This window comes from Candidatus Desulfatibia sp. (genome assembly GCF_036446775.1).
GTDB lineage: Bacteria > Desulfobacterota > Desulfobacteria > Desulfobacterales > UBA11574 > Desulfatibia_A.
In genome coordinates, this window is sequence record NZ_JAZFTO010000286.1 from 1 (window position 1) to 8,175 (window position 8,175).

The following is an 8,175-nucleotide window of genomic DNA, read 5'->3' on the forward strand; positions in this document are numbered from 1 at the left end:
CCTGCTTCATTCCAGTTAAACCAATAATCCAATAGAATGTCCCTAACTCTTCCCCCCTTCAATTCCCCTGCAGATAATGTGGTGCAATGCGCCTGGTGCATCATTCGCGCTTTTCTTGGCATAAAAAGAAAAAGGTGAAAAACCTGAGGTCAAACCTTGATTTGTGATTAATATCATCAGCAAATCATTTGCCTAGTCAATATAACTATTTGTGATAATTCATTAAATTGTACGATAATCAATGATCAAGGTTTGACCCCATTCCTTAATGCAACTAAAAGACGTTTGAAAAGAAGTGCTTACGTGGAGAAAGTTATCGAGTTGTTTCCAATATATGTTTTTGAGATCTCCATTGCCAGGATGTACGCAGAACTATGGTCTGATTTATGCAAGAAAGGTATTCGGATCGGTGCCCACGACCTCATCATTGGTTCTACCGCGCTCTCGCTCGGGTTTTCAGTGGTTACATAACATAAGGCATTTTGAAAGGATAGAAGGGCTTAAAATCGAAATTCTGACTTTTTAAAAGTAGCCGTTTCCCCTTTGATATCTCCTAAGCCCTCCGTACTTTTATAATATCAAGTCAATCCCTGGCCCAGACCTGGATTTGTAAGTTTGCATCTTTGGTTCTGGCTTATATATTTTGCAGCATCCTTAGTATGTTCTATGGAAGTCGCGCTCTCCGAGGCGTAGGCTCATGTCTCTACGAGCCGGAGGCCAGGGCGGGCCTGTTATCCTGTCCAAAATATTTTTCATTTCCCGGGAGATGAGAGTAACTGCACCCTTATGATATGGGCTTTACGATTTTAATATCCTGGAAAATGAGTTCAAGACGTATTCGATATCGTCTGATGTTACGTGATAATTGGTAACGACTCTCATCTGACTCGGGCCGGTGGGTGATAATAGTACCCCTTCGTTTTTGAGACGCTGTTCCAGGAGTTGGGGTGTCATGTCGCTGCGTGTAATTTCAAAATATACAATGTTGGTACGAACAAGCTTCGGATCAACGGATATTCCCTGGATATTGGCCAGTCCTTCGGCCAGCTTTGTGGCGTTGGCATGGTCATCTGCAAGGCGTTCCGTCATCTCGGTGAGCGCCACAACACCGGCTGCGGCCAGGATACCGGCCTGCCGCATACCGCCGCCAAGCATCTTGCGGGCTCGCCGCGCTTGAACGATGAATTCGCGGGTGCCGCAAATTATCGACCCGGCCGGAGCCCCCAAACCTTTGCTGAGACAAATACTGACGGAATCAGCTTCAGCCGCCAGCCGCTTCGCCTCAACATCCAGGGCAACAGCGGCATTGAAAAGTCTGGCACCGTCCACGTGCAGTTTCAAATCGTAACAACGGACAATTTCGCCTACCGCATGCATGTAATCCGGGTCAAGGGGGCTGCCGTGGCAGCGGTTATGGGTGTTTTCCAGGATGATCAAGCGTGTTCTGGGGAAATGAATATTATCCGGACGCACGGCGGCTTCAATGTCATCAAGGGACAGTTTGCCGTCGATCTGATTGGGCACGGTTCGGGGGTGAATGCCGCCAAGAGCGGCGGATCCTCCCTGTTCGTAAAAAAAAATGTGGGACTGATCTCCCAGAATAACTTCGTCACCCCGGTTGCAGTGCGTCAGCTGGCAGACGATATTTGCCATGGTGCCACTTGATACGAACAAAGCCGCTTCTTTGCCCAGCCGATCAGCGGCCATCTCCTCCAGTTGATTTACAGTCGGATCCTCACCAAATACATCATCACCGACCTGGGCTGCAAAAATGGCCTGCCGCATAGTCTTAGTCGGTTTTGTGACGGTGTCGGATCGAAGGTCAACATTATGCATACTATTTCTCCTAAGCGGATTGTTATCTGATACACCTGGAGCGGCCGAAGGAATTTTCCATTTTATATAAATAGCTGAAATCCGGACATCCTGCAAGAGCCAAAGCCTTTAAAGAGGTAAAAACCCAATTGAGTCAAGCTCAATCGTTAGTAATAGTTCACCGGGGCAAAATATTTGACAGGATAACAGGATAGACTTGATATTTATCCGCCATAAGTATGGCGGATAAATCCAGTTAATCAAAAAACGTATCACAATAGAACTAAAATCAGTCAGGCGAATAATTAAAGCCCATGCCTGCCCCGTGAAATTCATGTCAATGACAGCGAAGCCTGCCCGCCATCGGCTCCGCCTTCAGGCGAGGCGGGCGGGCGTATTTCACTGGGGAAGTCCAATGGGTTAATTACTTTGTTTTTAGAGGGAAACCTGTGGGTCTGATTCTTAATTTTGGAGAGAGAAAAGCCCGCCCGCCTCGCCTGAGCTCGCGATGGCGGGCAGGTTGAAATTAAGCGTAAGGTCAAGGCCTGCCCTGGTGCGATGTAATAAAGTCCGTTTATGCTGGGCTATTCCCAGTAAATATCACATATTGGTAACAATATTATTGTATCCAGGTCTGGGCCAGGGATCTGAATTAAGTGATCAACAGGATGAAAAAACAATCAAGTCTATCCTGTTATCCTGTCAAATGTAGCTGAACTGTTACGGTTTTATGAAATAATATCGATAATATCTCCTATGAGTTCATCTTCAGTGCGAATCACACTGAGATTTGCTTGCAAACTTCTTTGTATCATAATTAACTTCACGGCCTCTGTCGCCAGATCTACGTTGGATTGTTCCAAAGCACCGGGTATAATGGAGCCTAATCCGTTTGTCCCCGGCATACCCGGAATGGCATCGCCTGATGCGGTCGTTCTTGAGTACAGGTTGTTTCCGATCTTGTTAAGAGCTTGCGGGTTGTTGAATTTGGCAATAGCTACCTGAAATAGATCCAAAACTTCACCGTTGGAATAGCTGCCCGTAATCACTCCATCTCTATTTGTGCCGATCGATTGGAGGTCGCCGGCCCCGTACCCGTTGGTTGATGCATAAATAGTATTTGACTGCGCAGCATGTTGTGTGGACGACAATGATTCATGCGCCCATTGGGAACCATTATAAAAAGTGCCAAAGTCGAACTGGATGGACATCTGTGTAGAGCCGTCCGGTGCGCCCTGGAAGTCAGGGCGGTACGTAAAATAACCATTTGTAAGATCTGTCGTAACATCTTGAGCGACCCAGTTGCCGGCTCCGTCATTGGTATCCATCGCCATATTTGAAATAGCACCGGAACTGTCAAACACTAAAGTCCCTCGCGCCAACAATCCAAGGTTATCGCCGGAAGCCCCCAATCTTTGGTCTTCAGCAGGTTTGTTGGCGACAATATATTCCCATGTAGAAGCATTATCTCCTTTGTCAAAGTAGAACGTAATCTCATGCGTGCTGCCGATACCGTCATATACTTTTATGGACGTGTTGTATTCATATTGATTGTCACCAATATGATTCCCGGCGGTATTGTCACCGTCCCAGGCACTTGCAAGGGCGTTTGTTCCACCGGTTCGGTTTTGGGCATCTGCATTCAGGTTTATGATCGTTTTCCCGTGACTGGTCTCTGCGGGCGGGGATGTAAATGAAGTCAGGGTCACATCCTTAATAGATCCTTGTGTTTCCCCGGTATTGGGATCAAGTTCCCAGCCCTGCACTACTTGCCCCGAGGTATTCACAAATCGACCATCTTTATCAAAATTGAACTGTCCATCCCTGGTGTAATATTCCGCGCCTTCCGAATCTTTAACTATGAAAAAACCGGTGCCTCCCACAGCCATATCGGTAGCAGAGGAAGTGGGTTCGAATGATCCGCTGGAATAATTCTGCGAGATTTGCCCCAAGGTTGTACCTCGTCCTATCTGTGCCGCCCCGGCCGCCGTAGATAAGTTTTGAGGAAATACTTCTACGGAGCTTGCGTTGCTTGCTTTGAATCCTTGAGTATTTACATTGGCCGTATTATTGGCAGTGACGCTCAGTTTTTTTTCTAAGGTCCTAATTGCTGATATTGCAGCAGAAATACCGTTTAACATATATCCCCCATATGGACCGGCGCACCCGGTTTTAGGCAAGCAATAAAAAAACCCGCTTCCGAAAAGAAACGGGCTGCTTATTTTTTTAGCTTAGCAACCCCGCTGTCTTACCCCGCCCTGCGGGGTTTAGACCGGAAGCTTTGCGTCCCAACCTTTCGGAAGGTTTGCCTTTTAGCAAATTAAATTAGGTATTATCTATATATCGGCATTAACAACTAAAAACTTCACTTTTTTTAAAACTTATTCAAAAATGTGTAATATTATCATCATTCTGCCTGCTCTTCGATTTGAGCAAGGCAGCTCATAAAGTCATCGGCGAATCGGTCCTGAATTTTTTCCTCTTGTCCGAACTCCGAATCGTCGGTGGCTACGTTTTTACTGATTCCATATTCGACATCCCACCCTTTTTCTTTAAGCAATTCAATAAGTTTTTCCGTCTGTGCTTTAGTAGCATCGCCTCCCAGGTTTTGTTCTGCTATGAAAAATTTCATTTGTCAGTCCTTTCTTGTCGAGATCATCAAGGTTGATCTCGTAAAAAGTCACGCATTCAACTAAGGATAGCGGATACATGAACCAAATTAACATCAGAACCTTTAAGATCTTTGATAAAACGGCCGATGGCGGCAGCGGTCTCGGGAAAGGGATGACCGATTCCCACGGCACGGCCATATTGAAGCGCATGATGTTTTAATTTGAAGAGTTGATCAAGAATCGCGGCTTCATCGTGGATGTTGTCCAGAAAGACGTTTCTGCCGGTACTGGGTATGCCGAGATTGCGAGCGGTTTTATAGGCAATGGAACGATGCGAAGTGATACTGTCGACAAAGAAGAGACCGTGGCGTTTAATGGCGCCCAGGGATTCCGTGATCTCTTGGCGGCTTTCGGTAAACTTGGAACCCATATGGTTGTTAACCCCGATCGCAAACGGCACAACGGAAAGGTTGGCTTCAATAACCCTCTTGATATTTTCACTGCTATCGCCTACATAAAGGGCTCCCGGGCCCGGATCAAAACTATCTGCGTTGTATGGTTCCATGGGTTGATGCAGCATGATTTCATGACCCCGGTTATGAATCTTAAAGGCCAGAGTGCTGGAATGCCTAATGTGCGGCAGGATTGCAAACGTAAGGGGCGTCTTTAGTTCCACAAATTTTGCGGCAATCGACCGGCTGTGTCCGATATCATCAATTATCAGCGCGATCCGGGGTTGTGAAAAAGATTTTCCGGCAACAATGGTGCGGGCAAATGCCTTTGAAAAAGCGTTCAACCCTAGAAGGTTTCCCATCAGTAAACCAGCACTTTTGAAGATAAAACTCCTTCTGTTCATAGCATTTCCCCTTATAAAGTCCGTGCTTTCTTTTTCATTCTATTAAACGCGTCTCGAAAACTTTAGATACAATATATTGATCATATTGTCAACATGGATACAATATATTGTATAACATAGCGTTTTGGCAATGAATACAACCTGGCCGGATAGTGCCGCCTTTCAAGAAAACGACACTACTTTCGAAATGCAGTTGCAATATTGTTGGCAAAGGATCATCATAGCGCATGGAACTTTCCGGCCAGATAGAAAGAATAACATTTACCAATGAGGAAAACGGCTTTACCATTGCCAAGGTAAAGGTGCACGGTCGGCGGGATCTGGTGACCGTGATCGGAAATATTGTGGCGCCGACACCCGGCAAAATCATCAAAATGCAGGGCGAGTGGGTAAATCACCCTAAATTCGGCGAGCAGTTCAAGGTGGCGGAATACAAAACCGTGATTCCGGCGACGGTTTACGGCATCCGAAAATACCTGGGCTCCGGCCTTATCAAAGGGGTCGGTCCTGTTATGGCCGATCGCATCGTCAAAAGATTCGGGGAAAAAACACTTAAGGTCATCGAAACCGATATCGAAAGACTGGGTGAGATCGAAGGAATCGGTGACAAGCGCATTGAAATGATAAAGAATGCCTGGGACGAGCAGAAAGAAATCCGGGATGTAATGCTCTTTCTGCAATCTCACGAGGTCAGCAGCGGTTATGCGACCAAGATATTCAAACAGTATAAAAACAGATCCATCGAAGTGGTGACCGAGAACCCCTTTCGCCTGGCAACGGACATTTTCGGAATCGGTTTTTTGATTGCCGACCGTATTGCCGCAAAACTAGGATTTCCCAAAATTTCCCCTCTGAGGATAGAGGCCGGCATACTCTATGTTCTCCATCAGCTTGCAGACGACGGGCATGTCTATTATCCCTATGAACCCCTTGTGGCAGAAAGCATGGAAATGCTGGGCGTTAACAAAGAGATTGTTGTTGATGCCCTCGGCAGCATAGCCGCTGAAAACAAAATCATTATTGAAGATTTGAATGCCGACTTTGAAGAATTTAAGGAAAACAACAAAGCAGTTTATCTGGCCAAGTTTTATCACTGTGAAACCAGTATCTCCAGCCGGTTAAAGAGGCTGATCATTGCACCTAAATCAATCCGCAAGGTTGAAATAGACCAGGCCGTCGAATGGGTCCAGCGCCGGCTCGATATAACCCTGGCCGACAACCAGGTTGCAGCCATACGGTGTGCTCTTGAACATAAGGTTATGGTCATTACCGGTGGGCCCGGCACCGGCAAAACCACTATTATCAACGCTATTTTAAAAACTTTTGCGAAACTTAAAGTGCAAACAATGCTGGCTGCGCCTACGGGCAGGGCTGCCAAACGGATGAGCGAAGCCACAGGTCGTGAGGCCAAGACCATACACCGGATGCTGGAGTTCAGTTTAGTAAAGGGGGGCTTTCAGAGAAACCAGGAAAAACCATTGAATTGCGATTTGATCATCATTGATGAAGCTTCCATGATCGATACTATTCTGATGCATCACCTTTTAAAGGCCGTGCATGCCCAAACGACGTTTATTCTGGTAGGCGACGTGAATCAGCTTCCCTCCGTGGGTGCGGGAAACGTTCTTAAAGACATTATAGCCTCGCGGGCCGTGCCCGTGGTTGAACTCAACAAGATCTTCCGTCAAGCCCGAGCAAGCCGTATTATCGTCAATGCTCATAAAATAAATAAGGGAGAACTCCCCATTCTAAAAAGCGACGGGTCTGACACTGATTTTTATTTTATCGAGCAGGAAGACCCCCAAAAAGTTCTGAACATCATATTAGAGTTGACCAAAACGCGGATACCGGACCGCTTCGGCTTTGATTCAATCGGCGATATTCAGGTTTTAACACCCATGCACAAGGGTATAGTGGGTGCCGGTAATCTTAATAAAGAGTTGCAAAATACGCTAAACCCGGGGCCGGACGCCATCATAAGGGGTGAGCGCACTTATCGGGTCAACGATAAAGTAATGCAGATCAAGAACAATTATGACAAAGAGGTCTTTAACGGGGACATCGGGGAAATCATACAGATTAGCCCCGAGGATCGAACAAGTATCATTGCTTTTGACGGCCGGGATGTTGTTTATAATTTCTCGGAATTAGACGAGGTCGTTCTGGCCTATGCCGTTTCAATACACAAGTCACAAGGTTCTGAATATCGGGCCGTAGTGATTCCCATCCTGACTCAGCACTATATACTTTTGCAGCGCAATCTGATTTACACGGCCGTTACCCGCGGCCGTGAGCTGGTGGTGGTGGTGGGCACAAAGAAAGCGCTGGCCATGGGTATCAATAACGACAAGACGCATAGACGCTATACATGCTTAAAGCACAGATTATGCTCCAATATTTCATGAAATTTTTCTCTGGATACTTTTTGGCAATTAATTTCAATATATTAAAGCCAAGGCAGCCTTTAGCTCATAGGACAGGTCATTTCTTTGGATATTTAGAAAGCAGAATTCCAGAGCTATGCCTTCCATCAATAATTGGAGTCTGATGAATGCCAAATTTCTTGGCAGTATTTTTCACATTGTTTTTAACATAATCCCAAATTTCATCCAAGGTTATATATCCATCTAGGTCCTGATCGGCTTTCCCGATCAGGCCTTGGATAAGAAAATATGTGAAAACTCCGTGACCGTATTCCTTAATTTCCAAAGAGAGCTGTTTGCCGTTTGAAGATGTGATGACGACTCTACCCTCACCCTTGAATTCTTCAAAAGGGTCCTTTTCAATTAAACTTCGAGTGCGCCAGCCTCTATTTATAGTTGCTGCACTGTAACAACTGTCAAGAAAAGCAATTAAAGTTTTTGATTCGATGCTGTTCATCATTTTCGATAT

At 45.9% G+C, this 8,175-nt stretch carries 7 protein-coding genes and 1 riboswitch; of the genes, 2 read left to right on the forward strand and 5 right to left on the reverse strand.

Annotation, left to right across the window (positions count from 1 at the left end):
- Window positions 1-303 precede the first annotated feature (303 nt).
- Window positions 304-471, forward strand: coding sequence for a hypothetical protein (locus tag V3S16_RS13565; protein WP_413885814.1), 168 nt, complete (start codon window positions 304-306; stop codon window positions 469-471).
- 327 nt (window positions 472-798) lie between these two features.
- Here V3S16_RS13565 and ltaE read toward each other — a convergent pair whose 3' ends face one another.
- From ltaE to V3S16_RS13585, 4 genes are all read right to left on the reverse strand, one after another.
- Complete coding sequence (gene ltaE / locus V3S16_RS13570) at window positions 799-1,836, reverse strand: low-specificity L-threonine aldolase (protein WP_413885816.1); 1,038 nt, start codon at window positions 1,834-1,836, stop codon at window positions 799-801.
- A gap of 707 nt (window positions 1,837-2,543) precedes the next feature.
- Window positions 2,544-3,956, reverse strand: coding sequence for a flagellar hook protein FlgE (locus V3S16_RS13575; protein ID WP_413885818.1), 1,413 nt, complete (start codon window positions 3,954-3,956; stop codon window positions 2,544-2,546).
- Window positions 3,957-4,045: 89 nt separating this feature from the next.
- Window positions 4,046-4,135: riboswitch (cyclic di-GMP riboswitch) on the reverse strand.
- A gap of 87 nt (window positions 4,136-4,222) precedes the next feature.
- Window positions 4,223-4,447, reverse strand: coding sequence for a hypothetical protein (locus tag V3S16_RS13580; protein WP_413885820.1), 225 nt, complete (start codon window positions 4,445-4,447; stop codon window positions 4,223-4,225).
- A 56-nt stretch (window positions 4,448-4,503) separates the two neighbouring features.
- The gene (locus V3S16_RS13585) at window positions 4,504-5,283 is read right to left on the reverse strand and encodes a divergent polysaccharide deacetylase family protein (RefSeq protein WP_413885822.1); all 780 of its coding nucleotides are present in this window, start codon (window positions 5,281-5,283) and stop codon (window positions 4,504-4,506) included.
- A 227-nt stretch (window positions 5,284-5,510) separates the two neighbouring features.
- Between V3S16_RS13585 and V3S16_RS13590 the strand changes: the two genes are divergently transcribed.
- A complete protein-coding gene (locus V3S16_RS13590) occupies window positions 5,511-7,688 on the forward strand; it encodes an ATP-dependent RecD-like DNA helicase (RefSeq protein WP_413885824.1) in 2,178 nt (725 codons plus the stop codon).
- Window positions 7,689-7,764: 76 nt separating this feature from the next.
- Here V3S16_RS13590 and V3S16_RS13595 read toward each other — a convergent pair.
- Window positions 7,765-8,175 (reverse strand): caspase family protein (locus tag V3S16_RS13595; protein WP_413885826.1); only part of this gene is annotated, 411 nt, incomplete at its 5' end.